Source organism: Pseudomonas sp. H1_A03, assembly GCF_054685145.1.
On sequence record NZ_CP162829.1, the window covers coordinates 3,172,301 to 3,195,585 of the forward strand.

Consider the following 23,285-nt stretch of genomic DNA (forward strand, 5'->3'; position numbering starts at 1 on the left):
CCAAATCTGCGTTGGTATCAGATTTTTCAACGTGCGAATTTACCTCTGGAGTGATTGGCCGACGATCCGTTGGCCGGCCCTATTTATTAAAACCAAAGGTGCCGCACAATGAACAATTATGACCTGCGTAGCGTTATTCCTCTTCACAACCTACCGGTATCGGACCCCGGCCCGTTTGGTGTGGGGGCTGGTAACAAGCCGACTTACACCACGGACCAGGCAGCCCAACACATCACGCGGGACAACCTGCGATTTCATGACCGTAATGGCGACTCGAAGGTCGACGTGAATTACACGGTGGACAACAGTTTCACCAAACCACAGCAGCAACGCGTCCGCCAGGCGGTGCAGTCCTGGCAGGACGTAGCCAATATCAATTTTCGCGAGCAGTCAGGCAACTCGGACGGCACGCTCAATATCCGCAATAACCCTCGCGGTGATCGTGGGGTTGCCACATTTCCCGGTCGCTCCACTGCCAACACATCTGCCACGATCGGCACGCTAAGAGAGAGCGGGTCGCCGGCATTGGGCAGTCACTTTTCAGTCACTGCGATCCATGAAGTGGGCCACGCCATTGGCCTGCACCATCCGGGGAACTACAACGGCGGTGGCTCCAATTACCAGAACGGCGCGGTCTACGCCGAGGATACAAAGGCGCGCACGGTGATGAGTTATTGGTCGGAGAAGAATCAGAAGGGGCACGACTTCAAGGGGCAGAACCCCTCTGCGCCGATGATGGACGATATCGCGGCGGCGCAACGCTTGTACGGGGCCAACCACCAAACCCGTAACACCGACACCACCTATGGCTTCAATTCCAATACCGAGCGGGAGGCGATGAGCCTCAATAGCGCCAAGGACAAACCCGTGTTCTGTGTCTGGGACGGTGGTGGTGTCGACACGCTGGATTTCTCCGGCTTTTCCCAGGACCAGAACATCAACCTGAATGCCGAATCGTTTTCTGACGTAGGTGGGTTGAAGGGCAATGTGTCCATTGCCAAGGGCTGCACGATTGAAAACGCGATTGGCGGCTCTGGCCGGGACACGATATCGGGGAATGAAGCCGGTAATCGGCTCAAGGGGGGTGGGAGGGGCGACACCCTGCGAGGCGGTGGCGGCGCAGACACCTTTGTCTACGACAAGGCCAGCGACTCCACGCCATCCGACCCTGACATGATCGAGGACTTCACCAGCGGCACCGATAAGATCGACGTTTCGGGCGCGATGAAGGACGCGGGTGTGGGGGCCCTGGTGTTTACTGACCGGTTCACCGGGCGAGCGGGTGAGGCGATGCTCAAGCATGACCCCCGTACGGGCCTCTCAAGCCTGGCTATTGACCTGAAAGGCACGGGCAACGCAGACCTGGTAGTCAAGAGCAAAGGGGAGATCAAGCCAGCCGACGTGCAGGGGGGCGGCAAGACACCTAACGTCCAGCCTTTACCTACGCCGACGCCTGCCCCTGTACCCGTGCCTGCACCCGCCCCGTTGCAGGATAAGACACTGGAAGGCGCCGCCGGCTTGATCCAAATGTTTGCCATCACCCTGTTAGCGTTTTTCGCGCAGCTGATAAGCCTGATAACCTCGCCGTCCGGCCAGGCATCCGCGGGGGAAAACCAGCCTTAAACCCGTCACTCAAGCGGTGGCAGCCGTGGCCTGACGCGAAGCGCTGAGGAACCGCAACAGCGCCAGCAACGGAAACGCGCTGCCCACCAGCATCACACCCAGCCAGCCGCCGTGTTCATACACGCTGCTGGCAATCGCCGAGCCGAAGGCGCCGCCGATGAAGATGCTGGTCATGTACAGCGCGTTCAGTCGGCTGCGGCTGTTGGCGTCGAGGGCGTAGATGGCGCGTTGGCCAAGCACCATGTTCATCTGCACGCAGAAGTCCAGGACCACGCCGGTCACGGCCAGGCCGATGACGCTGTACAACGGATGTACGAAGGCTGGCAGGAAGCTCAGCGCGGCAAACAGCATGGCCAGCAACGAAGCGCGGTGGGTATGGCCGGCGTCGGCCAGGCGACCTGCGATAGGCGCGGCGATGGCACCCAGGGCACCGACCAAGGCAAACAGCGCGATTTCACTTTGGCTCAGGCCGTGGTTACGCGCCAGCTCCAGTGGGGCGGCGGTCCAGAACAGGCTGAAGGTGGCGAACATGCAGCCCTGGTAGAACGCCCGTTGGCGCAGTACCGGTTGCTGACGCAGCAAGGTGCCCAATGAACCCAGCAATTGGCCATAGCTGGCGGAGTGATCCGGCTGACGTTTAGGAATGGTCAGCATCAGCACCACGCTGATAAATGCCATCAACGCCGCCGCCGCCATGAACATTGCGCGCCAGCCAAAGTGGTCCGCGACCACGCTGGACACCGGTCGGGCCAGCAGGATACCCAGCAACAGGCCACCCATGATGCTGCCGACTACACGGCCACGGGACTCGGCGGGCGCCAGGTGCGCGGCCAGCGGGATCAGGATCTGCACCGACACCGAACTGAAGCCGATCAGCAACGACACCAGCAAAAACAGGTTGGGTTGTTCGGTGTACGCTGCCCCCAGCAGGCTGGCGATAGCGAGCACGGTAGTGGCGATCATCAGCTTGCGGTTTTCCAGCAGGTCGCCCAGGGGCACCAGGAAAAACAAGCCAAGGGCGTAGCCGATTTGCGTCAGCGATACGATCAGGCTGGCCATGGCAGGCGTGAGGCCGATGTCCGGCGCGATCAGTTCGATGATCGGTTGCGCGTAGTAGATGTTGGCGACGATGGCGCCGCAGCAAAACGCAAACAGCATCACCATGCTCCGGGTCATGGTGCTTGTAGCGTGGGAAGTAGCGTTCATGGTGTTCTCATAAAAGCGAAGGAAGTGGGGCGAGCCTAAAGACAACACCGTAGCCTGGGTAGGCTGGTGGCAGTGATAACACCCATGCCCGGTAATGATGAGTGAATCGTTAACTTTCTGCGCGAAGGGGGATGATACATTCAGAAACAACCGCCGAAACAGGAAATCCATTGCAATGAAGATCACGTTGAACAAGATGCTCCTGGCTTCCACGCTTGCTGCCGCCATGGCCGTAGGGCTGGCCCAGGCTGCCGAGGCCCCGCGCGTGGGCGTGCGCGGCGCCATCACCGCCATGGACGGCGATACGATGCAGGTCAAGGTCAACAGCGGCGAAGACGTCACGGTGCATTTGACACAGGCCACTCAAGTACGCGCCGTCACCCTGGCCAAGATCGACGAGATCAAGCCCGGCAGTTACATCGGTTCGGCGGCCATGCCCAATGCTGATGGCACGTTGACTGCGCTTGAAGTGCATGTGTTCCCACCGGCCATGGCCGGCACGGGCGACGGGCACCGCGCGTTTGATTTGAAAGAAGGCAGCAGCATGACCAACGGCACCGTTGGCGACTTGGTGGTCAGCAACGGCCGTACCCTGACCGTGAAGTACAAAGGCGGCGAGAAGAAGATCGTGGTGCCGGAGGGTGTGCCGATCGTCAACCTGGAACCAGGGGATCGCAGCTTGCTCAAGGCGGGGGTGAAGGTGGTGTTGTTTGCGGCGCAGGGGGCGGATGGGACGGTCACTGCCCAGGCCATCTCGGCCGGCAAAGATGGCGTAACACCCCCTATGTAGTTGGCTTTTTCATATAGGCTGGTTCCGACGCAGTTACAGGACTTGTCTGGCAAGGCCGCAGGGGCTGCCTGTCGTAGATTCGACGCATGCACGCTCGCAGGCCGAATCAAGACAGGAACCTCACTATGCGGATTATCCAGATGTTGATGCCTTGCCTGCTCATACCGGTCATCACAGTCGCCGCTGAAAAACAGCTCGAAACGATCACTCACACGGTTTACGTCGAGCGGATGGCCGCGGCTACCGCATCCGCCTGGCCGAGGCTGGCAACAATGGAGCGCCTGAAAGGCCAGACCGGATTTTATGCTCAGGCGCAGATTCTGGTGTACGACGGCGTTTCGGCCTGGCTGATCGATGCAAACGGTTATCGGGCGATTGCGGCGGGACCTGTACACGCGCTTGGTTTTTCGTCGGATTACAAATCCTTCAAGGAACTGCTGTGGGAGGGGCGACCCACCGTCTATATGGGCCTGGGTCAAACCTTGCCAGAGGTTGAAGCGCGCAACATGCTCAAAAATCCCAGCGCAGTGCCAGCATTGTTTGCACTGGCAACCCATGAAGCCTTTCATTTCTTTGGTCAGGCCGGTTGGCAATTGATTTCGGGCTCGCGCGCCGGGCGCTATCCTCTTCAGGCCCAGCCCAGGCAGTACCGGCAACACTTGATCAACGCCTTATATGCATCGCTGCAAGGTGATCCCCAGGCGTTGGGCAAGGCGCGCTATTGGCATGACCGTTGGCAGACCGAATTTGCCCTGGAGGCTCAGGACATTCGCTACTACGACATTCTCGAAGGCACCGCCGAATACATAGAAGGGCTTGCTCGGACTTTTGCGAGTGTTGCTGCGGATGAGCCTGAAGCCTGGGCGCAAGGCGTGATGGCACGCTTCCCGAGCGCTGCAGCCTTGTCTCTGGATGGCGAAAGCTACGCGTTGGGCGCATTGGCCATTTATATCCTGGACCGTCTGGACGCCAATGGGTGGCAGTCAATCATCGAGGGGCAAACTCCCGTCCAACGTTTGCTGGCGAACGTGAGGCAGAGCGTCGATGTGCCTGATGCAGCGCTGAATCGACGGATCGCCGAGGAGATTAGCGAGCGCAATCGGCACCTGGCGCGGGTCATTGATCCTGTCATTACACAGCTGAAGCACCCCGACACGGTACGCCTCATGGTCCCCATGAGCGCTGTGGCCGGGTCTATCAGCATGAGCGGCAGCTATCAGGTTGAAGAGGCGCCCGACGAGATGCTCGTGGATTTCTCGGCACAGTTCTCACCATCAAAAGGTCGTGTCACGTTTGATCGTGCCACGGTAGCACTGGCCGTCAGCGAGGCCTGCGGTGAGAAGAGTGGCTTTGTGGTAGTGCCCATCGCCGCGAGTGAGTTCCCGAACGGTCCGGCCGGGCGACTGCGGTTGAAGGGGGCTGGGTTTGAAGTCGATGCGCCGTTTCCCAGGAAGGGTACAGGCAGTGAGGGTGTGTGGTGTATCCCTGCATAAAGCAAAAGCCCCTGAAATCAGGGGCTCTTGAACCAAGGCTTATTGACCGGAATAGATCTGGTCAAACACCCCACCATCATTGAAGTGAGTCTTCTGCACCGTGCGCCAGTCACCAAAGGTCTTCTCCACCGACAGGAAGTCAACTTTCGGGAAGCGGTCGGTGTATTTGGCCAGCACTTTCGGATCACGTGGGCGCAGGTAGTTGTTCGCCGCGATCTCCTGGCCTTCCGGCGACCACAGGTACTTCAAGTAGTCTTCGGCAGCCACGCGGGTGCCTTTCTTCTCGACCACCTTGTCGACCACCGACACCGGCGGCTCCGCTTCGGCAGAGACGCTTGGGTAGATCACTTCGAACTGATCACGGCCGAATTCACGGGCGATCATTTCAGCTTCGTTCTCGAAGGTCACCAGCACGTCGCCGATCTGGTTGGTCATGAAGGTCGTGGTAGCCGCACGGCCGCCGGTGTCCAGCACAGGCGCCTGTTTGAACAGTTTGCCGACGAAGGCCTTGGCCTTCTCTTCATCACCGCCGTTTTTCAGCACATAACCCCAGGCCGAGAGATAGGTGTAGCGGCCGTTACCCGAGGTTTTCGGGTTGGGCACGATCACTTGCACGCCGTCCTTGAGCAGGTCCGGCCAGTCTTTCAGGGCTTTCGGGTTGCCTTTGCGCACGATGAATACAGTGGCGGAAGTGAACGGTGCGCTGTTGTCCGGCAGGCGGGTGACCCAGTTGTCCGGCACCAATTTGCCGTTGTCGGCCAGGGCGTTGATGTCGGTGGCCATGTTCATGGTGATGACGTCAGCCGGCAGGCCGTCGATGACCGAGCGCGCTTGTTTGCTGGAACCGCCGAAAGACATCTGCAGGGTCAGCTTGTCGTCTGGGTGCTCGGCTTCCCAGTGTTTCTGGAAGGCGGCGTTGTAGTCCTTGTAGAAATCGCGCATCACGTCGTAGGAGACGTTGAGCAGTGTGACCGGGGCAGCCTGTGCGGCGCCCGCCAGGGCAAGGCCGGCGGCCAGAAGAGAGGCGCTAACGAGTTTTTTCACTGCTCATTCCTTGTTGTTCGAGAAGGTTACTGTACGCGTGAGGGCATTTTGCCAGCGACTATAGCTGGCGGCGCATAGACGTTTAAAGATTAAAACGCACTTTGCTTATTCCACTTTACGAAAAAGATTACTCCCACACCGCGAGCAGAACGCGGCGTTGGGCTCATGGCTGTCTTTCTTGCACACCGGGCAGTCGGTCTGCAGCTGTTCGCCGCGCATGGCACTCGCCAGTTCGGCGGTGAAAATACCGGTAGGCACGGCGATGATCGAATAACCGGTGATCATCACCAGCGACGAAATCACCTGGCCCAGCGGCGTCTTCGGCACGATATCGCCAAAGCCCACGGTGGTCAGCGTGACGATGGCCCAGTAAATACCTTTGGGGATGCTGGTAAAGCCGTGTTCCGGGCCTTCGATCACGTACATCAAGGTGCCGAATACCGTGACCAGCGTGCACACGCTCACCAGGAACACCACGATCTTCTGCTTGCTGCCGCGCAGCGCCGCCATCAAGTAATTGGCCTGCTTGAGGTACGGGCTGAGCTTGAGCACGCGGAAAATCCGCAGCATCCGGATGATGCGGATGATCAGCAGGTACTGCGCGTCGCTGTAATACAGCGCGAGGATGCCGGGCACGATGGCCAGCAGGTCCACCAGCCCATAAAAGCTGAAGGCATAGCGCAACGGTTTGGGCGAGCAGTACAGCCGCAGCCCGTACTCGATCAGGAAGATGAGGGTAAACCCCCACTCGATATAGGCCAGCACGTCAGCGTAGTTCTGGTGGATCTGGTCGATGCTGTCGAGCATCACGATCACCAGGCTGGCGAGGATGATCAGCAGCAGGATGCCGTCAAAACGCCGTCCGGCCTTGGTGTCACTTTGAAAAACCATGACGTAGAGCCGCTGGCGCCAGTCGTTGTTGCTGTCCATAAATCCCGCCTGAAACTGATATCGGGCAAGCCTAGGGGGATTCGAAGGGCCTGTCCATGCAGGGTTTGCGTAGCACGCGACCGCCTGCGCGCACCAGCCAGCAAGCAAGGATGAATGGCGCGGTCAACGCGGGCAGGTGCAGGGCGGCAAAGCCCGGCGTGAGGAGGATCGCCAGCACGATGCCGAGCAGCGGCAGCCAGGGTTGCCGGCGCACTTGGCTCAATGCCAGCGCTGCCAATGCAGGGTTGTAGCTGTGCAGGCCGAGGAGGGCGCTGGCGTGTTCGTCCAGCCACAGCGCAATCAGCACGCCGACACTGGCGCCAATCAAGGCCCACACGGCGGCGCGGCGGTTGGCCAGCCACAAGCCCAGCGCAATCAGGGCCCCGGCGATGGGCTGGTCCAGCAGCATGATTTGGGCGAGTCCGATAAAAGGTGCCGTGAGGATGTTCAAGGTGTCGGGTTCGCTCAGGGTAAGTGTACTCTCCGGGACCATGCCCAGTAGCAACCAACCCAGTACGACAAAAGGCGCGGTATACGCTGGCAAGTCATCGGGCTGACTGGCGCGCTTCAACCATTGCCGGGTCAGGATCGCACTCAAGCCACCGCACGCCAGGATCAGCGGTGGCAACAAGGCCGACCAGGCGAAGCAATGGCTGATCAATACGCCCAGCAACACGCCGTTGTAGCTATAAAGGCCGGCCTGGCGCTCAGCCTTGGGATAGCCGCGGCGCTGAGCCGTGAGCAACCCCGCCACACCACCCAGCAACGCCCCGCCGAACAAGGCGGGGGCGCCGATCAGGATGGCCAGCAGGCACAGCAGGCCACACAGCGGCTGGCGCTGCAGGAAGATCTGGCTGAAACCGTTGAGCAGGGCTTCGGCCCAGTCGGGGCAGGATGGGTTGTGCATTTGGGGTCATTCAGTCAGACCGAGTTGCCCCCTTCGCGAGCAAGCCCGCTCCCACTTTCGACCGCGTTTTACCTGACTGAACGCGATCGAATGTGGGAGCGGGCTTGCTCGCGAAGGGGCCCTTACAGACGCTAAATCAACGTCTCGATACGCAGTGAGTTGGTCGAGCCCGGCTGCCCGAACGGCACCCCCGCCGTAATCACCAACGTATCCCCGCGCTGCGCCATGCCTTGTGCCTGGGCAATCTCCAGCGCCGTGGAACACACCTCATCCACCTGGCGCAGCCGATCATTCACCACCGAATGCACGCCCCACGCCACGCTCAACCGCCGCGCCGTGGACAGGTTCGGCGTGAGGTTGAGGATCGGCGCCACCGGCCGTTCCCGCGCCGCGCGCAAGCTGGAGCTGCCGGACTCGCTGTAGTTCACCAGCACCGCCACCGGCAGGATGCTGCTGATGCGGCGGATCGCGCAGCTGATGGCGTCCGACACCGTGGCATCCGCCTTGGGCCGGCTGACATCCAGCTGGGTTTGGTAATCCGGGCCGTTTTCCACCTGGCGGATGATCTTGCTCATCATCTGCACGGCTTCCAGCGGGTACTCGCCGGACGCGGTTTCGGCCGACAGCATCACCGCGTCCGCCCCTTCGGCCACGGCGTTGGCGACGTCCGTTACCTCGGCACGGGTCGGCGCTGGGGAGAAGCGCATGGATTCAAGCATCTGTGTGGCCACCACCACCGGCTTACCCAACTGGCGGCAGGTGCTGATGATGTCTTTCTGGATCTGCGGCACGCTTTCTGCCGGCACCTCCACGCCGAGGTCCCCTCTGGCCACCATGATCGCGTCGCTGAGTTCGGCGATTTCCCGCAGGTGCTGCACGGCGGACGGCTTCTCGATCTTCGCCATCAGAAACGCCTTGTCGCCGATCAACTCGCGGGCTTCGCGGATATCTTCCGGGCGTTGCACGAATGACAGCGCCACCCAGTCCACACCCAGCTCCAGGCCGAAGCTCAAATCGCACCGATCCTTGGCGGTCAGTGGGCTGAGTTCCAGCAAGGCTTGTGGGACGTTGACGCCTTTACGATCAGACAATTCGCCGCCATTCAGCACCGTGGTGTCGATGGCGTCCGCGTGTTTGGTGATTACCCGCAGGCGCAGCTTGCCGTCGTCCAGCAGCAGGTCCATGCCCGGTTCCAGCGCCGCGATGATTTCCGGGTGGGGCAGGTTGACCCGGCACTGATCACCCGGCGTCGGGTCCAGGTCCAGGCGCAAGGCCTGGCCGCGCACTAGTTGCACCTTGCCCTCGGCAAAACGCCCGACCCGCAGCTTCGGCCCTTGCAGGTCCATGAGGATGCCCAGCGGGTAATTCAACTGGCGTTCGACTTGGCGAATCCACTGGAAGCGCTGGGCGTGGTCGGCGTGATCGCCGTGGCTGAAATTGAGCCGGAAAATATTCACCCCGGCTTCCACCAGCTCGCGGATGTCATCGATACCGTCGGTGGCCGGGCCCAGGGTGGCGAGGATTTTGACCTTCTTGTCAGACGTCATGGTGGGCAGTCTCAAGAATCAGGATGGCGCGGAAGTCGTTGACGTTGGTGCGCGTCGGCTCAGTGATGATCAAATCGTCGAGGGCGGCGAAGTAGCCGTAGCCATTGTTGTTGTCCAGCTCGTCGCTGGCTGACAGGCCCAGGGCTTCGGCGCGGGCATAACTGCACGGCGTCATGATGGCGCCGGCGTTGTCCTCCGAACCGTCGATGCCGTCGGTGTCACCGGCCAGGGCGTACACGCCGGGCAAGCCTTTGAGGCTGTCGGTCAGGCTCAACAGGAATTCCGCATTGCGCCCGCCACGGCCATTGCCGCGCACGGTCACGGTGGTTTCGCCGCCGGACAGGATCACGCATGGCGCTGCCAGTGGCTGGCCGTGCTGCACGATCTGCCGGGCGATGCCGGCGTGCACCTTGGCCACGTCCCGCGCTTCGCCCTCAAGGTCGCCGAGGATCAACGGGCTGAAACCGGCCTGGCGGACTTTTACCGCGACCGCTTCAAGCGATTGCTGTGGGCGCGCGATCAGTTGGAAGTGGCTGCGGGCGAGCACCGGATCACCGGGCTTGACGGTTTCCGAGGCTGGGTTCTGCAACCAACTGCGCACCGAGGCGGGGGCTTCGATGTTGTAGCGCTTGAGGATCGCCAGGGCCTGCTGTGAGGTGCTCGGGTCACCGACCGTGGGGCCGGAGGCGATCACCGTGGCCTGGTCACCCGGCACGTCGGAAATCGCGTAGGTGTAGACCGTCGCGGGCCATGCCGCTTTCGCCAGGCGGCCGCCCTTGATGGCCGAAAGGTGCTTGCGCACGCAGTTCATCTCGCCAATGGTCGCGCCGGATTTGAGCAGGGCTTTGTTGATGGCCTGCTTGTCGGCCAGGGTGATGCCTTCGGCGGGCAGGGCCAGCAACGCCGAGCCGCCGCCGGACAGCAGGAAGATCACGCGGTCGTCTTCGGTCAGGTCGCTGATCAACGCCAGCACGCGCTTGGCCACGGCCAGGCCGGTCGCATCGGGCACGGGATGAGCGGCTTCGACCACTTCGATTTTTTGGCACGGCGCGCCGTGACCGTAGCGGGTGACGACGAGGCCAGTGACTTCGCCCTGCCAGCAATTCTCGACCACAAGGGCCATCGCGGCGGCAGCCTTGCCGGCGCCGATCACGATCACACGGCCACTGCGGTCGGCGGGCAGGCAGGGTTCAAGCACGTGCCGGGGGTGGGCGGCGTCGATAGCTGTGGCAAACAGCTCGCGAAGCAGGTGTTGCGGATCGACCGACATAAGCGGGCTCCCGGGGGGATTCTTGTTATTAGGTGTGCAGCAAACTTGAGTATTGGAATGCGATCAAATGTGGGAGCTGTGTGTCTTACTTATCGCGAATCGAGAAATTCGCCATATGCTCCAGGCCCTTGATCAGCGCCGAATGGTCCCAGTTACCGCCGCCAATGGCAGCGCAGGTACTGAACACCTGCTGCGTACCCGCCGTGTTCGGCAGGTTGATCCCCAACTCCTTGGCACCGGCCAGCGCCAGGTTGAGGTCCTTCTGGTGCAGATTGATGCGGAAGCCCGGATCAAAGGTGCCCTTGATCATGCGTTCGCCATGCACTTCAAGGATCTTCGATGACGCAAAGCCCCCCATCAGCGCTTCACGCACTTTGGCCGGGTCGGCGCCGTTCTTGGCGGCGAACAGCAGTGCTTCGGCCACCGCCTGGATGTTCAGCGCGACGATGATCTGGTTGGCGACCTTGGCGGTCTGGCCATCGCCATTGCCACCCACCAAGGTGATGTTCTTGCCCATGGCCTGGAACAGCGGCAGGGCGCGTTCGAAGGTCTGTGGCTCGCCACCGATCATGATGCTCAGTGTGCCGGCCTTGGCGCCGACTTCACCACCGGATACCGGCGCGTCGAGGTACTGCGCGCCAGCGGCGTTGATCTTGGCCGCGAAAGCCTTGGCCGCCGTGGGAGAGATCGAACTCATGTCGATCACTACCTTGTTGGGCGACAGGCCTGCGGCCACGCCGTCGGCGCGGAACAGCACGTCGTCGACCTGCGGGGTATCGGGGACCATGACGATAATGAACTCGGCTTCCTGCGCCACTTGCTGCGGGTTGGCCAGGGCCACGGCGCCGGCGTCGATGAGCGCTTGCGGGGCCTTGCCGTGGTGCTCGGACAGGAACAGTTGGTGACCTGCTTTTTGCAGGTTGGCGGCCATGGGTTGGCCCATGATGCCGGTGCCGATAAATCCGATTTTAGCCATGATGAAAATCCTCTTGTTATTCGATAGGCAGGCCCAGCTCGGTCTGCCAAACACCGAAGATCTACTGTGGGAGCTGGCTTGCCTGCGATGGCAATCGTTCAGTTACAGACTGATTGCCTGCTACACCGCTATCGCAGGCAAGCCAGCTCCCACATTGTTTTGTGTTGTGTCTGTTAGATGGCGTTGTGGGTTTTGAGCCAGCCCAAACCGGCTTCGGTGGTGGTCAACGGCTTGTACTCACAGCCAACCCACCCCGGGTACCCAATCCGGTCCAAATGTTCGAACAGGAAGCGGTAGTTGATCTCCCCAGTCCCCGGCTCATTGCGCCCCGGGTTGTCCGCCAGCTGGATGTGGTTGATCTCACCCAGGTGCGCGGCCATGGTGCGGGCCAGGTCGCCTTCCATGATTTGCATGTGATAGATGTCGTATTGCAGGAACAGGTTGGCGCTGCTCACTTGCTCGCGAATCGACAGGGCCTGCGCCGTGTTGTTCAGGTAGAAACCCGGGATGTCGCGGGTGTTGATCGCTTCCATCACCAGCTTGATGCCCACCGCTTGCAGCTTGTCGGCGGCGTACTTGAGGTTGGCGACAAAGGTTTTTTCCAGGGTTTCATCATCCACGCCTTGTGGCCGAATGCCCGCCAGGCAGTTGATCTGGGTATTGCCCAGCACTTCGGCGTAGGCAATCGCCAGCTTGACCCCAGCTCGGAACTCCTCGACGCGGTCCGGGTGGCAGGCCAGGCCGCGTTCGCCCTTCGCCCAGTCGCCGGCCGGCAGGTTGAACAGCACTTGGGTCAGGCCATGGGCGTCGAGTTGCGCCTTGATTTCAGCGGAGCTGAATTCGTAGGGGAACAGGTACTCGACACCTTCGAAGCCAGCATCGGCGGCCGCTTTGAAGCGAGCAAGGAAGTCCTGTTCGGTAAACAGCATGGACAGGTTGGCGGCGAAACGCGGCATAAGGTTCTCCTTAATCGAGCAGGGAAATGGCAGTCGGCGCATCGTTGCCGACCAGTGCCAGATCTTCGAATTCGTTGACGGCGTTGATCTCGGTGCCCATGGAAATATTGGTCACGCGCTCCAGAATAATCTCAACGATCACCGGGACCTTGAATTCTTCGATCATTTCCTCGGCGCGGCGCAAGGCAGGCGCGATCTGGCTTGGCTCGAACACGCGCAGGGCCTTGCAACCCAGGCCTTCGGCGACGGCCACGTGGTCCACGCCGTAACCGTTGAGTTCCGGGGCGTTGAGGTTGTCGAAGGACAACTGCACGCAGTAGTCCATTTCAAACCCGCGCTGGGCCTGGCGGATCAGGCCCAGGTAGGAGTTGTTCACCACCACGTGGATGTACGGCAGCTTGAACTGCGCGCCCACCGCCAGCTCTTCGATCATGAACTGGAAGTCATAGTCGCCGGACAACGCCACCACTTTGCGGCTCGGGTCGGCTTTGACTACGCCGAGCGCCGCCGGAATGGTCCAGCCCAACGGGCCGGCCTGGCCGCAGTTGATCCAGTGGCGTGGCTTGTACACATGCAGGAACTGCGCGCCGGCAATCTGCGACAGGCCGATGGTGCTCACGTAGCACGTGTCTTTGCCGAACACCTGGTTCATCTCTTCGTACACGCGCTGCGGCTTGACCGGCACGTTGTCGAAGTGGGTCTTGCGGTGCAGGGTGGCTTTGCGCTGCTGGCAGTCATTCAACCAGGCGCTGCGATCCTTGAGCTTGCCAGCGGCTTTCCACTCGCGGGCCACTTCAATGAACATCGTCAGTGCCGAGCCTGCGTCGGAAACGATGCCCAGGTCTGGGGTGAACACGCGGCCAATCTGCGTCGGCTCAATGTCGACGTGAATGAATGTGCGGCCTTCGGTGTAGACCTCCACCGAACCGGTGTGGCGGTTGGCCCAACGGTTACCGATGCCCAGCACCACGTCCGACTTGAGCATCGTCGCGTTGCCATAGCGGTGGGAGGTTTGCAGGCCGACCATGCCGACCATCTGCGGGTGATCGTCCGGGATGGTGCCCCAGCCCATCAGCGTCGGGATCACAGGGATACCCGTCAACTCAGCAAATTCAACCAGCAGCTCGCTGGCGTCGGCATTGATCACGCCGCCACCGCTGACCAGCAGTGGGCGTTCGGCCTGGTCCAGCAAGGCCAGGGCTTTTTCGACCTGGATGCGGGTTGCCCGTGGCTTGGCCAGTGGCAACGGTTGGTAGGCATCGATATCGAATTCAATCTCGGCCATCTGCACGTCGAACGGCAGGTCGATCAGCACCGGACCTGGGCGGCCGGAGCGCATTTCATAGAAGGCTTTCTGGAACGCGTAGGGCACTTGGCCGGGCTCCATCACCATGGTCGCCCATTTGGTCACTGGCTTGACGATGCTGGTGATGTCGACGGCCTGGAAATCTTCCTTGTGCATACGGGCGCGGGGTGCTTGGCCGGTGATGCACAGGATCGGGATCGAGTCAGCCCAGGCGCTGTAGAGGCCGGTGACCATGTCAGTGCCCGCCGGGCCCGAGGTGCCGATGCACACGCCGATATTACCGGCCTTGGTGCGAGTGTACCCCTCCGCCATGTGCGAGGCGCCCTCAACGTGGCGAGCAAGGACGTGATCGATGCCACCCACCTTCTGCAAGGCCGAGTACAGCGGATTGATCGCGGCGCCTGGGATACCGAAGGCGGTGTCCACGCCTTCACGGCGCATCACCAGGACGGCGGCTTCGATTGCTCTCATTTTGCTCATTGTTTTGGTGCCTCTTGCGTTTTGTAATTGTATACAAGTGGTTTCTACTTGAAGTGTATTCACGGCCGCCCGCGCAGGTCAATGCATTTTATTTTCTGGCCTGCGCGTTCGTCGGATGGCCTTAAGAGCGAGTTTTATCGACGTATGGCGACTTTGTTTGAAAATATTGTATACAAAAATAAATATCATTGTGTTCTATTTGCTTGATCGAGCATCTGATCTCTCAGACCTCCACCGCTTTCCCAATAACAAAAGAAGGACGGCACCATGAGCGCTTTAACCTTGAAACTCGCCACCCAACTGGTCAGCCAGGCCCTCAGCGCAGGGCGCACCATTGCGGCGGCGCCGCTGACCATCGCAGTACTCGACAGCGGCGGCCATCTGGTCACGTTGCAACGCGAAGACGGCGCCAGCCTACTGCGCCCGCAAATCGCCATCGGCAAGGCTTGGGGCGCGATAGCCCTGGGCAAAGGCTCACGCCTGTTGGCGCTGGACGCGCAGCAGCGCCCGGCGTTTATCGCGGCGTTGAACAGTTTGGGGCAGGGCAGCGTAGTACCCGCGCCGGGCGGGGTGTTGATTCGAAGTCACGAGGGTGTGGTGCTGGGGGCGATCGGGATCAGCGGGGATACGTCGGATATTGATGAGCAGTGTGCGATTACAGCGATTGAGGGGGTGGGGTTGATGGCGGATGCGGGGGTGTCTGCTTGATTTTTGGTTGACTGATATGGCCTTTTCGCGAGCAAGCCCGCACACACTTGATTGGGTTCACACATCTATATTTGTGAATACGGTCAAATGTGGGAGCGGGCTTGCTCGCGAAGGCGGCAGCTCGGTCCCGGCTCTAAACCCAAATCGCGTCCCACAACGCATAGTCGCCAATCCGCGTCACCAGCCCGGCGCGCAATGGATTGGCCACCACATACCTGGCCATTTTCACCAAGTCATCTTCCTTGCGCAGCGCGCGATCATGAAAGCTGGTTTGCCAAAGCCGACCTTTGCGCCCGGTAGCCCCGTTTACGCTTCGAGTGCTTTTGGATTTCACTTGGCACATCAGATCCCCCAGTGAGCCTTTTTGTAGTTCGAGCAGCCAGTGGAAATGGTCGGGCATCACCACCCAGGCTAGCGAGTTTGCTAATCCTTGATACTGGGCAAGCCTGAATTGCCAGACCACCAAACGGCCCAGATGAAAGTCACTGAATATCGGCACACGTTCGTGGGTATTGGTGGTAATCAGGTAAATGCGGTTGGGTTCGCTGAAGAGCCCGATACGCAGGCGATGTGACGTAGCTAAATCAGGCATTCCATGGCCTCTCTTCAGTGGGGGTTCTGAGAGGCTAGATCCAGGTGGCTGATGCTGAATGGCAGGCTTTTGGCAGGATGTGTCTGGGAGGGCGCATTCGCGAGCAAGCCCGCTCCCACATTGGATCTGCTGTGTTCATACATTGTGTGTCTGGCGCGGATCAACTGTGGGAGCAGCGGTGCGACGATTCGACTTGCTCGCGAATGGCACAGGCACCCCCGGTCTCTCAGTCCAACTCACACCCCTTCAACACCAACCGAATAATCGTCAATGCCGCCGCCTCATAATCTGCCTCATCCAACTTGGTCTTCCCGGTCACCGCCGAGATCTGCCAGTCAAAATCCGCATATGTCTGCGTCGCCGCCCAGATGCTGAACATCAAGTGATGGGGGTCAATCGCTGCGATCAGGCCGCGATCCACCCAGCTCTGGATGCACGCGATGTTGTGTTTGGCCTGGGCGTTGAGTTGTTCGACCTGATCAGCGCTCAAGTGCGGCGCGCCGTGCATGATTTCGCTGGCGAAGACCTTTGAGGCAAACGGCAGGTCACGGGAAATGCGGATCTTCGAGCGGATGTAGTTGCTCAGCACCACCGAAGGCTCGCCCTCAGGATTGAACGGCGTGGAAGCGGCCAGGATCGGCTCGATAATGCTTTCGAGCACCTCGCGGTAGAGGTTGTCCTTGGACTTGAAGTAGTAGTACACGTTGGGCTTGGGCAGCCCGGCCTTGGCGGCGATGTCGCTGGTTTTGGTCGCGGCGAAGCCTTTGTCGGCAAACTCCTCGCTGGCCGCCCGCAGGATCTTTTCTTTGTTGCGCTCGCGAATGGTGCTCATAAACCAGAGGTTTCCTTGCCAGTACAGGCGGTTGCGCATGGTAGCACCGGCCATCCGCGAGCCTCAACAATGTGCCCGCAAAGCTGTGCGCCGCGTTATGCTCGCGCCATCTCACTCTTACGGAAGTCCGATTCATGGCAGGAAGCAGCTTGTTGGTGTTGATCGACGATATCGCCGCCGTACTCGATGACGTTGCCCTGATGACAAAAATGGCGGCGAAGAAGACTGCCGGCGTGCTGGGTGACGACCTGGCACTCAACGCCCAGCAGGTCTCCGGGGTGCGGGCCGAGCGGGAAATCCCCGTGGTGTGGGCGGTGGCGAAGGGCTCGTTTATCAATAAATTGATCCTGGTGCCCACCGCACTGTTGATCAGCGCATTTGCGCCTTGGGCGGTGACGCCTTTGTTGATGCTTGGCGGTGCCTACCTGTGTTTCGAAGGCTTTGAGAAGCTCGCGCACAAGTTCCTGCACAGCAAGGATGAAGATCAAGCTGAACACGCCCAGTTGGTCGAAGCTGTTGGCGACCCGGCGACCGACCTGGTGGCCTTCGAAAAGGACAAGATCAAGGGCGCAATCCGCACCGACTTCATCCTCTCCGCCGAAATCATCGCCATCACCCTTGGCACCGTGGCTGACGCGCCATTGATGCAGCAGGTGGTTGTGCTGTCGGGCATTGCCATCGTCATGACCGTGGGCGTCTACGGGCTGGTGGCCGGCATCGTCAAGCTGGATGACCTGGGTTTGTGGCTCACCCAGAAGCCTGGCCAGGTGGCACGCAGTATCGGTGGTGCCATCCTGCGCGCGGCGCCTTACATGATGAAGAGCCTGTCGGTCATCGGCACGGCAGCGATGTTCCTGGTGGGCGGTGGGATTCTCACCCATGGCGTACCCGTGGTGCATCACTGGATCGAGACGGTCAGCCAGGGCGCGGGTAGCGTGGCATGGTTGGTGCCGACGCTGCTGAATGGCGTGGCGGGGATTGTTGCGGGGGCGGTGGTGCTGGCCGTTGTCAGCGCAGTGGGTAAGCTCTGGAAAACCGCGAAGGCTTGATCCAATCGCAATAAAAAAGGCCATTCAACCGAATGGCCTTTTTTTGTGGCGCTGATTACTCCGCAATCTGCAACTTGCGCGATTCCGTATAGATGTACCGCACCTTCTCATACTCGAACGGCGAGTTCATCTGACCATACCGGAAGCTGGTCTGGTAGCGCTTGTCGACCGCGCGCAGGGCCCAGATTTCCGGGTGGTTGGAGCTGACTTCAGCCACATTGAGGAAGTTGATTTGGGTTTCGGCGGTGTAGTCGACCAGCAAGCCACCGGTGTCGCGCAGGTTTGAGGGGCCGAAGACCGGCAGCACCAGGTACGCGCCGCCAGGCACGCCGTAGAAGCCCAGGGTCTGGCCGAAGTCTTCGCTCTGGCGCGGCAGGCCCATGGCGGTAGCAGGGTCCCACAGGCCGGCGATGCCGATGGTGGTGTTGACCAACAGGCGCCCGGTGGTTTCCAGGGAGCGGTGGCCCTTGAGCTGCAGCAGGCTGTTCAACAGGTTCGGTACGTCGCCCAGGTTGTTGAAGAAGTTGCTCACGCCGGTGCGCAGGAAACTTGGGGTGACGTAGCGGTAACCGTCGACCACGGGCAGGAACACCCATTGGTCGAAGCGGTAGTTGAAGTGGTACACGCGACGGTTCCACGCTTCCAGCGGGTCGTAGACGTTGAGCGCGGTGAGCGTTGAACGCTCGAATTCACGCTGGTCCAGGCCCGGGTTGAACTTGAGCTTGGTCAGTGGCTCCTTGAAGCCGTCTGAGCCAACCACGGTGGGTTCGTGAGCCTTGCTGTTGTCGGCATTGGCCACGCCTGCGCACATCAAGGCGGCAAGCAGCAGAAGATATTTAGCCACGGAAGAACTCCAGCATGGCGTCGGCGTTGACGCGGTAATTAAGGTTGCCGCAGTGGCCGCCCAGCGGGTAGACGGTCAAGCGATCGCCGAAGGTTTCACGCAGGAAACCGAGGTCACCTGGGCCGAGGATCACGTCGTCGGCGTTGTGCATGACGGCGATCTTCGGGTTGGTGTGCAGGTAGTCCTTGAGGGCGTACAGGCTGACTTGGTCGACCAGTTGCAACAGGCTGCCGCCGTCGGAACGCGCGCGCCACATCGGGATCACTTGTTCGGTGAGGTAGCAGTCGAAGTCGCATTGCAGCGCACGCTTGAGGAACGGCGTGAGGCTGGTGCCTTCGGTGATCGGGTATTTCGGCGGGATGATCAGGCCGCGGCGGTTGATCAGGTCCGAGGTAAAGGCGATGTCAGCGGCCGAGAAGCGGAACGAGGTGCCGATCAGCATGGCCATCTGTTCGTTGGTCAGGTGCTGCTTGGAGTTCTGGAAGTCGTAGAGCAGGGCGTCATTCAGATCGATGTAGCCCTTTTGCTGGAAGTAGCGGGTCAGCTTGTTCAGCACCAACTCATAGAAGGTGGTGGTGTTGTTGATGCCCTTGACTTCGGTCTGTACCAGCTTGTCGAGGTTGGTGATCGAGGTGTAGAGATTGACCGGCGGGTTCAGCAGCAACACTTTCTTGAAGTTGAAGCTGCGGCGGGTCTCATCGAGTTTGGCGACAAACGCTGCATCCAGGCCGCCGAGGCTGTAGCCGGTGAGGTAGAAGTCGGTCACCGGCAGCGAGGCATTCTGCGCGCGCACGGCTTGCATCACGCGGTACATGTCCTCGGCGTCTTCCTGGGTGATACCCGGGGTGGCGAAGCGCGAGGCGGCGCTGATGAAGTCAAAGCTGGTGGGCGACGACAGCTGCACCACGTGGTAACCGGCCTGGTAATACAGCTTTTTCAGGTATTCGTTGATGCTGCTGTCAAACCGCGCGCCGGTGCCCGCGATCAGGAAGATCAACGGCGCGGCGCGATCCTGCTTGGCGATGCGGTAGGTGAGTTTCTTCACCGCCCAGAAGTTGTCCGGCAGGCTGAACTCGCGCTCGGGGCGCATGTTCAGGGTGTAGTCGGACTGGTTGATCTCGTCATCGCTCGGCAATTTCGGCCGAAGGTCAGGCGGGGTAGTGGCGATGGTCGCTTCGAACGGATTCGTCAAAGGGAAGCCATAGGTGGCCTGGTCGATGTCGACGGCCAGTGCTGACGCACTCAAAAAAAGGCTGCCCAACAAGGCAGCGCAGCGCAAGGAACGGAGCATGACTTAATCCCTAGGAGGAAACGTGCTTAATAAAGTTCGCAGGCTATGACCACCGCGTTGCCACCGAAGTGCCAGCTCTCGGCACGAAAAGTCGGAAAATAACGTCGGAATCGGGGTAATAGTAGCGAGAAGATACACTTTGCCGCGCATTGGTGAACAGTTATCTGCGCGTACACCTTGCTAACGGCCGCCGGAGCATTAAGCTGAGCGCCGTTTTTGCCTATCGGAGTACCCCATGTCCCGTCGTTTGCCGCTGATTTTGCTGCTTATTGCCTTGCCGTTGTGGCTGGCCGCCAGTTATGGCGCGCGTTACGGCTTTATGGAAGATGGCCGGTGGGTTGGCATCTGCGCCGATGAAGCCAGCCGCTGGGAATGTCAGCTGCGTTCGAACCTGGGGCTGATGATTCACTTCAGGGTGCTTGGCTGGGCAGCGTTGGTTACGTCGGTGCTGGCGTTTTTCGTGCCGGGTCGTGCGGGATGGGGGTTGGCAGTGCTGGGGATGGTGTTCGGGTTGCCGGCGCTGGCGTTGTACAACACTGCGTTTGCGGTGTTTGCGGTGGTGATTGCGGGGTTGCGATTGGTCAGGAAGCCTCGGGCTGCTTGATAGGGCCTCTTCGCGAGTAAGTCGAAGCGGCGGTTCGACGCTTCAACTTGCTCGCGAAAGCGGTCTTAAGCCTTACGCACCCGCAAGCAACGCCACAAAGCCACAACCATGAGCAGGCTGGCCACCGCCCAACCCCAAGCCTGCTGGTTCAACAACCCTTCACGGTACAACTGCGGCGCGATGCCGGCACCGATGATAAAAGCCAGCAGCGCAATCTCCCGACGCGGCCCCGTCACCGGACGTACCAGGTATACCAGGGCAGGCAACACCAGCGCCGCACTCGGGAAGCTGCGATAACGCGGGTCGAACACCAACGCCAACATCATCACTGCGCCGGCAAACCCGGCGATCGCCACCAGCCAGCCTGCACGCTGCTCCAGCCAGTTGAACGCCCGCTCACGCCAGCCTTCCCGCGCGCTCAAAGCCAGCGCGGCGTGAGCCAGCACCAACAAGTTCAACACCATCAGCAAACCTGCCCACACCCATTCCTCACTGAAGCGTGCGGTCACGCGGCTCAGCTCAGCCCAGGTGCCTATGGAGCAGGCGGCGACTGCCCCCAGCAGCGGCAGGACAATGGCAGCGCGCGTGCTGCGTACACGCCCACCCAGCGCCAAGGTGCCCAACAGGATAATCCCACCCACGCCCAGCCACAGTGGCCAGTACGGCACATTGGTCACCGGCCCGGCGAGGATGCCCTTGTCCTGGCGATCGGCATCGAACAGGCCCCAGTAACCACCTACGGCGCCTTCGCTGGCGCGCTTCCAGGGCTGGTCAAACGCTTCGATCAAGTTGTAACGCCAGCCATTGGCCTCAGCCATGGCCACAAAGCCGCGCATGAACTTGGCTTCGTTGACCCGGCTTGGCACCGCGGTTTCGCGCTGGCGGCCTTCGCTGGGCCAGCCGGTTTCACCGATCAGAATGTCCTTGGGCGCAAACTTGTTGCCAAAGGTCTGGCGCACATCGCCCACGTGCTTGAGGGCCTGGTCGATGCCGGACGGATCATCTTCCCAATACGGCAGCAGGTGAATGGTCAGGAAATCCACCGCCGGAGCTATTTCCGGGTGTTGCAGCCAGAACTCCCACACGTCCGCGTAAGTCACTGGCTGCTTGATCTGGCGTTTGACGTTCTGAATCAGCTTTACCAGTTGCGCGGCGGTGACTTCCTTGCGCAGCAGGGCTTCGTTGCCGACGATCACCGACGTCACGACATCCGGGCTGGCGTTGGCCGAGGCGATCAACTGGTCGATTTCCTTTTCAGTCGCCACCGGGTCGCTGCTGACCCAGGCGCCGGCCATCACCTTCAGCCCATGCTTGCGCGCCATGTCCGGCAAGGCTTCCAGGCCGGTCATGGAGTAGGTGCGAATGCATTCAAAGCGAGTGGCCAGCAGGGCCAGGTCGGCGTCCATGCGTTCAGGGCGCAGCCTGAACGGCTGGTCAAACGGCGATTGGTCTTTGTCGAACGGTGTGTAGGACGCGCACTGCATCTTGTGCGTAGCGCTGGCAACGTCTGGCAACACCACGGGCCGGCCGAGGCCATACCAGTAACCGATCAGGGCCAACAGGCCGAGGAGCAAGGCAAAGAAATAGGGCAGGGCAGGGAAGCGGGCATTCGCGGGCATGGTCGGCTTATCTGGAAGAGCAAAGGCGCGCATCTTAACCGGATTTGGCGAGTCCCAGTGGGGCAGCATAATTTTGACATGCAAAGTTCGGGCGGGATTTTGGCGTCAAGTCCTACAAAGCGTCCTACTGGCGATGTGATGTCGTTTCTTGCTTGTACAAGGTCGCTGACAGAGCAGGTTCCAAGTCCAGTCAGGTCGATGATCGAGGTGTCAGCACTCCACTGACGGCGCAGCAGCCGGATCGATGCGCGTGAAGGGGGCGCGGTGCACCACAGAACAACAGGTTGACGTCGCTCGGCATTCGCTGGGCGCAGCACTTTCGGGGAAGCACAATGAAGATGCGACGACTCTTGGGCGCAGCTGCCACTCTGGTAGTTGCGATGAGCTCCACACTGGCCAGCGCCGACAGCAAAACCCTGAGCATCGGCTACGTAGATGGCTGGTCGGACAGCGTTGCCACCACGCACGTGGCGGCAGAGGTGATCAAGCAAAAGCTCGGCTATGACGTGAAACTGCAAGCGGTCGCCACCGGGATCATGTGGCAGGGTGTTGCCACCGGTAAGCTCGACGCCATGCTTTCTGCCTGGCTGCCGGTCACCCACGGTGAGTATTGGACCAAGAACAAGGACAAGGTGGTCGATTACGGCCCCAACTTCAAGGACGCTAAGATCGGCTTGATCGTGCCGGAGTACGTCAAGGCCAAGTCCATCGAAGACCTCAAGACTGACACTACCTTCAAGAACAAAATCGTCGGCATCGACGCGGGTTCAGGTGTGATGCTCAAGACCGACGAAGCCATCAAGCAATATGGCCTCGACTATAAGCTGCAAGCCAGTTCGGGCGCGGCGATGATCGCCGAGCTGACCCGTGCCGAAGACAAACAGGAGTCCATTGCGGTTACCGGTTGGGTGCCACACTGGATGTTCGCCAAGTGGAAACTGCGTTTTCTGGACGATCCAAAAGGGATTTATGGTGCTGCTGAAACCGTCAACAGCATCGGCAGCAAGGGCCTGGAGAAGAAAGCGCCGGAAGTCGCAGCCTTCCTGAAGAAATTCCAGTGGGCTTCCAAGGACGAAATCGGCGAAGTCATGCTGGCGATACAAGAAGGTGCCAAGCCTGATGCAGCGGCCAAGGATTGGGTCGCCAAGCACCCTGAGCGTGTTGCCGAGTGGGTCGGTAAATAAACCCCGAAGTGTCTAGATAGCACCTTGCAGGCCC

General features: G+C 60.5%; 21 protein-coding genes. 7 read left to right on the forward strand and 14 right to left on the reverse strand.

The window, feature by feature from the left end; all coding sequences use genetic code 11:
* Window positions 1-108 precede the first annotated feature (108 nt).
* Window positions 109-1,623, forward strand: a complete 1,515-nt coding sequence (locus AB4O35_RS14675; protein ID WP_065882451.1) for a M10 family metallopeptidase C-terminal domain-containing protein — start codon at window positions 109-111, stop codon at window positions 1,621-1,623.
* Between the two features lie 9 nt (window positions 1,624-1,632).
* Here AB4O35_RS14675 and AB4O35_RS14680 read toward each other — a convergent pair whose 3' ends face one another.
* Window positions 1,633-2,829, reverse strand: coding sequence for an MFS transporter (locus tag AB4O35_RS14680; protein ID WP_083207090.1), 1,197 nt, complete (start codon window positions 2,827-2,829; stop codon window positions 1,633-1,635).
* Between the two features lie 175 nt (window positions 2,830-3,004).
* Between AB4O35_RS14680 and AB4O35_RS14685 the strand changes: the two genes are divergently transcribed.
* Both AB4O35_RS14685 and AB4O35_RS14690 read left to right on the forward strand, forming a co-directional pair.
* Complete coding sequence (locus tag AB4O35_RS14685; RefSeq protein WP_065872688.1) at window positions 3,005-3,619, forward strand: DUF5666 domain-containing protein; 615 nt, start codon at window positions 3,005-3,007, stop codon at window positions 3,617-3,619.
* Window positions 3,620-3,744: 125 nt separating this feature from the next.
* Window positions 3,745-5,112, forward strand: a complete 1,368-nt coding sequence (locus tag AB4O35_RS14690) for a hypothetical protein (RefSeq protein ID WP_065945648.1) — start codon at window positions 3,745-3,747, stop codon at window positions 5,110-5,112.
* A gap of 39 nt (window positions 5,113-5,151) precedes the next feature.
* Here the strand turns inward: AB4O35_RS14690 and AB4O35_RS14695 are convergent, their stop codons facing one another.
* The 8 genes from AB4O35_RS14695 to gcl form a co-directional block, all read right to left on the reverse strand.
* The gene (locus AB4O35_RS14695) at window positions 5,152-6,156 is read right to left on the reverse strand and encodes a sulfate ABC transporter substrate-binding protein (RefSeq protein WP_065872686.1); all 1,005 of its coding nucleotides are present in this window, start codon (window positions 6,154-6,156) and stop codon (window positions 5,152-5,154) included.
* A 105-nt stretch (window positions 6,157-6,261) separates the two neighbouring features.
* Window positions 6,262-7,086 carry an ion transporter gene (locus tag AB4O35_RS14700; RefSeq protein WP_049709249.1) on the reverse strand — a complete coding sequence of 275 codons (825 nt, stop codon included), beginning with the start codon at window positions 7,084-7,086 and terminating at the stop codon, window positions 6,262-6,264.
* A 31-nt stretch (window positions 7,087-7,117) separates the two neighbouring features.
* Window positions 7,118-7,993 carry an urea transporter gene (locus tag AB4O35_RS14705; RefSeq protein ID WP_065872685.1) on the reverse strand — a complete coding sequence of 292 codons (876 nt, stop codon included), beginning with the start codon at window positions 7,991-7,993 and terminating at the stop codon, window positions 7,118-7,120.
* A gap of 131 nt (window positions 7,994-8,124) precedes the next feature.
* Window positions 8,125-9,540, reverse strand: a complete 1,416-nt coding sequence (pyk, locus tag AB4O35_RS14710; RefSeq protein ID WP_065945647.1) for a pyruvate kinase — start codon at window positions 9,538-9,540, stop codon at window positions 8,125-8,127.
* On the reverse strand, window positions 9,530-10,810 hold the full coding sequence (locus AB4O35_RS14715) for a glycerate kinase type-2 family protein (RefSeq protein WP_065945646.1): 1,281 nt from the start codon (window positions 10,808-10,810) through the stop codon (window positions 9,530-9,532). Before AB4O35_RS14715 ends, pyk begins: the two co-directional genes overlap by 11 nt.
* A gap of 85 nt (window positions 10,811-10,895) precedes the next feature.
* Window positions 10,896-11,786 (reverse strand): 2-hydroxy-3-oxopropionate reductase, encoded by an 891-nt coding sequence (locus AB4O35_RS14720; protein ID WP_065945645.1) that lies wholly within the window; start codon window positions 11,784-11,786, stop codon window positions 10,896-10,898.
* 173 nt (window positions 11,787-11,959) lie between these two features.
* The gene (gene hyi / locus AB4O35_RS14725) at window positions 11,960-12,742 is read right to left on the reverse strand and encodes a hydroxypyruvate isomerase (RefSeq protein ID WP_065945644.1); all 783 of its coding nucleotides are present in this window, start codon (window positions 12,740-12,742) and stop codon (window positions 11,960-11,962) included.
* Window positions 12,743-12,752: 10 nt separating this feature from the next.
* Window positions 12,753-14,528 (reverse strand): glyoxylate carboligase, encoded by a 1,776-nt coding sequence (gene gcl, locus AB4O35_RS14730; protein ID WP_065872681.1) that lies wholly within the window; start codon window positions 14,526-14,528, stop codon window positions 12,753-12,755.
* A gap of 267 nt (window positions 14,529-14,795) precedes the next feature.
* Here gcl and AB4O35_RS14735 point away from each other — a divergent pair, with 267 nt between their 5' ends.
* A complete protein-coding gene (locus tag AB4O35_RS14735; RefSeq protein ID WP_065872680.1) occupies window positions 14,796-15,236 on the forward strand; it encodes a GlcG/HbpS family heme-binding protein in 441 nt (146 codons plus the stop codon).
* Window positions 15,237-15,369: 133 nt separating this feature from the next.
* Here the strand turns inward: AB4O35_RS14735 and AB4O35_RS14740 are convergent, their stop codons facing one another.
* Both AB4O35_RS14740 and AB4O35_RS14745 read right to left on the reverse strand, forming a co-directional pair.
* Window positions 15,370-15,828 (reverse strand): REP-associated tyrosine transposase, encoded by a 459-nt coding sequence (locus tag AB4O35_RS14740; protein WP_065872679.1) that lies wholly within the window; start codon window positions 15,826-15,828, stop codon window positions 15,370-15,372.
* Between the two features lie 226 nt (window positions 15,829-16,054).
* On the reverse strand, window positions 16,055-16,660 hold the full coding sequence (locus AB4O35_RS14745) for a TetR/AcrR family transcriptional regulator (RefSeq protein WP_065872758.1): 606 nt from the start codon (window positions 16,658-16,660) through the stop codon (window positions 16,055-16,057).
* Window positions 16,661-16,794: 134 nt separating this feature from the next.
* Between AB4O35_RS14745 and AB4O35_RS14750 the strand changes: the two genes are divergently transcribed.
* Window positions 16,795-17,709 carry a DUF808 domain-containing protein gene (locus AB4O35_RS14750; protein WP_065872678.1) on the forward strand — a complete coding sequence of 305 codons (915 nt, stop codon included), beginning with the start codon at window positions 16,795-16,797 and terminating at the stop codon, window positions 17,707-17,709.
* A 55-nt stretch (window positions 17,710-17,764) separates the two neighbouring features.
* Here AB4O35_RS14750 and AB4O35_RS14755 read toward each other — a convergent pair whose 3' ends face one another.
* Together AB4O35_RS14755 and AB4O35_RS14760 are read right to left on the reverse strand one after the other, a co-directional pair.
* Complete coding sequence (locus AB4O35_RS14755; RefSeq protein ID WP_065872677.1) at window positions 17,765-18,553, reverse strand: MlaA family lipoprotein; 789 nt, start codon at window positions 18,551-18,553, stop codon at window positions 17,765-17,767.
* Window positions 18,546-19,844 (reverse strand): serine/threonine protein kinase, encoded by a 1,299-nt coding sequence (locus tag AB4O35_RS14760; protein WP_065872676.1) that lies wholly within the window; start codon window positions 19,842-19,844, stop codon window positions 18,546-18,548. The genes AB4O35_RS14755 and AB4O35_RS14760 overlap by 8 nt, the downstream gene beginning before the upstream one ends.
* 235 nt (window positions 19,845-20,079) lie before the next feature.
* Here AB4O35_RS14760 and AB4O35_RS14765 point away from each other — a divergent pair, with 235 nt between their 5' ends.
* Window positions 20,080-20,448, forward strand: a complete 369-nt coding sequence (locus AB4O35_RS14765) for a hypothetical protein (RefSeq protein ID WP_065872675.1) — start codon at window positions 20,080-20,082, stop codon at window positions 20,446-20,448.
* 65 nt (window positions 20,449-20,513) lie between these two features.
* Here AB4O35_RS14765 and AB4O35_RS14770 read toward each other — a convergent pair whose 3' ends face one another.
* Window positions 20,514-22,067, reverse strand: coding sequence for a glycoside hydrolase family 17 protein (locus AB4O35_RS14770; RefSeq protein WP_065945643.1), 1,554 nt, complete (start codon window positions 22,065-22,067; stop codon window positions 20,514-20,516).
* Window positions 22,068-22,399: 332 nt separating this feature from the next.
* On the opposite strand from AB4O35_RS14770, the gene AB4O35_RS14775 reads away from it, so the two are divergent.
* On the forward strand, window positions 22,400-23,251 hold the full coding sequence (locus tag AB4O35_RS14775) for a glycine betaine ABC transporter substrate-binding protein (RefSeq protein ID WP_065872673.1): 852 nt from the start codon (window positions 22,400-22,402) through the stop codon (window positions 23,249-23,251).
* Window positions 23,252-23,285 lie beyond the last annotated feature (34 nt).

What these genes read in the sequence shown, in the direction of transcription:
- AB4O35_RS14680 (WP_083207090.1), bottom strand. Translation starts at nt 2,829, where the DNA reads ATGAACGCTACTTCCCACGCTACAAGCACCATGACCCGGAGCATGGTG.
- AB4O35_RS14675 (WP_065882451.1), top strand. Translation starts at nt 109, where the DNA reads ATGAACAATTATGACCTGCGTAGCGTTATTCCTCTTCACAACCTACCG.
- AB4O35_RS14750 (WP_065872678.1), top strand. Translation starts at nt 16,795, where the DNA reads ATGGCAGGAAGCAGCTTGTTGGTGTTGATCGACGATATCGCCGCCGTA.
- AB4O35_RS14715 (WP_065945646.1), bottom strand. Translation starts at nt 10,810, where the DNA reads ATGTCGGTCGATCCGCAACACCTGCTTCGCGAGCTGTTTGCCACAGCT.
- pyk (WP_065945647.1), bottom strand. Translation starts at nt 9,540, where the DNA reads ATGACGTCTGACAAGAAGGTCAAAATCCTCGCCACCCTGGGCCCGGCC.
- AB4O35_RS14765 (WP_065872675.1), top strand. Translation starts at nt 20,080, where the DNA reads ATGTCCCGTCGTTTGCCGCTGATTTTGCTGCTTATTGCCTTGCCGTTG.
- AB4O35_RS14685 (WP_065872688.1), top strand. Translation starts at nt 3,005, where the DNA reads ATGAAGATCACGTTGAACAAGATGCTCCTGGCTTCCACGCTTGCTGCC.
- AB4O35_RS14760 (WP_065872676.1), bottom strand. Translation starts at nt 19,844, where the DNA reads ATGCTCCGTTCCTTGCGCTGCGCTGCCTTGTTGGGCAGCCTTTTTTTG.
- AB4O35_RS14770 (WP_065945643.1), bottom strand. Translation starts at nt 22,067, where the DNA reads ATGCCCGCGAATGCCCGCTTCCCTGCCCTGCCCTATTTCTTTGCCTTG.
- AB4O35_RS14705 (WP_065872685.1), bottom strand. Translation starts at nt 7,993, where the DNA reads ATGCACAACCCATCCTGCCCCGACTGGGCCGAAGCCCTGCTCAACGGT.
- AB4O35_RS14740 (WP_065872679.1), bottom strand. Translation starts at nt 15,828, where the DNA reads ATGCCTGATTTAGCTACGTCACATCGCCTGCGTATCGGGCTCTTCAGC.
- AB4O35_RS14700 (WP_049709249.1), bottom strand. Translation starts at nt 7,086, where the DNA reads ATGGACAGCAACAACGACTGGCGCCAGCGGCTCTACGTCATGGTTTTT.
- AB4O35_RS14690 (WP_065945648.1), top strand. Translation starts at nt 3,745, where the DNA reads ATGCGGATTATCCAGATGTTGATGCCTTGCCTGCTCATACCGGTCATC.
- gcl (WP_065872681.1), bottom strand. Translation starts at nt 14,528, where the DNA reads ATGAGCAAAATGAGAGCAATCGAAGCCGCCGTCCTGGTGATGCGCCGT.
- hyi (WP_065945644.1), bottom strand. Translation starts at nt 12,742, where the DNA reads ATGCCGCGTTTCGCCGCCAACCTGTCCATGCTGTTTACCGAACAGGAC.
- AB4O35_RS14775 (WP_065872673.1), top strand. Translation starts at nt 22,400, where the DNA reads ATGAAGATGCGACGACTCTTGGGCGCAGCTGCCACTCTGGTAGTTGCG.
- AB4O35_RS14735 (WP_065872680.1), top strand. Translation starts at nt 14,796, where the DNA reads ATGAGCGCTTTAACCTTGAAACTCGCCACCCAACTGGTCAGCCAGGCC.
- AB4O35_RS14720 (WP_065945645.1), bottom strand. Translation starts at nt 11,786, where the DNA reads ATGGCTAAAATCGGATTTATCGGCACCGGCATCATGGGCCAACCCATG.
- AB4O35_RS14745 (WP_065872758.1), bottom strand. Translation starts at nt 16,660, where the DNA reads ATGAGCACCATTCGCGAGCGCAACAAAGAAAAGATCCTGCGGGCGGCC.